Origin of the sequence: Collinsella sp. AM28-11LB (assembly GCF_003469895.1) — a bacterium.
In the GTDB taxonomy this organism is placed as follows: domain Bacteria; phylum Actinomycetota; class Coriobacteriia; order Coriobacteriales; family Coriobacteriaceae; genus Collinsella.
On sequence record NZ_QSKJ01000026.1, the window covers coordinates 964 to 1,712 of the forward strand.

1 protein-coding gene is annotated in these 749 nt (G+C 69.2%); it reads right to left on the reverse strand.

The window, feature by feature from the left end; all coding sequences use genetic code 11:
* On the reverse strand, positions 1–268 hold a 268-nt coding region (locus DW732_RS09925; RefSeq protein WP_233539435.1), incomplete at its 3' end, for a transposase.
* Positions 269–749: the final 481 nt, after the last annotated feature.

Consider the following 749-nt stretch of genomic DNA (forward strand, 5'->3'; position numbering starts at 1 on the left):
ACAGGTTGAGCACGTCCTTGCCGGTGCCCTCGTGCGCCCAGATGAGGCAGCCGCGGTCGTGGTCGACGACCACCGTGACGTACTTGTGGCCCTTCTTGTACGACGTCTCGTCGATGCCGATGCGGCGCACGCCGTCGAACCTCGAGGCGCCGCGCGCGGCCTCCAGCTCGGCGTAGACGCGCCTGCACACGCCGCCCACGCTGTGCCACTCGACGCGGGCGAGCTCGGAGACCGCCGAGGCGGTGCAGCGGACCGCCAGCCACGCCACCCAGTCCTCGAAGTCGCGCGTGAAGCGCGCCCCGTGCCGCGCCCAGGGGACGGCCTCGGTGCGCACGCCGTGCTCCGGGCAGCGCACCCTGCAGGGCGCGTACTCCAGGTAGCAGGCCGAGCGCGCCAGGTCCATCGCCCTCCACAGCCTGGGGCCCCGCGGTTCGCCATGTCGTAGAAGTCGCAGGCCCTGCCGCATACGGGGCAGCGGCGCTGCTCGCGCTTGTAGGGCCGGACGCTCACGACGATGCGCTCGGCCTCGATGCGCGCGCCCAGGACGACCGTGCGGGCCAGACCGAGGGCGAGAAGTAGTAGACTCTTCATGCGTCACACCTCTTCGGTTGTCTGAATTTGGCTTAGCAATCATAGGCGGATGACGCGGAAACGGCCCCTCCCGGGGCCGTTTCAGTTCCAGATCGTTGTTTTCGCCCGCTGAGCTGGGCCTATGCCGGAATCTCTCCCACAGAAACCACCGAAGAGCC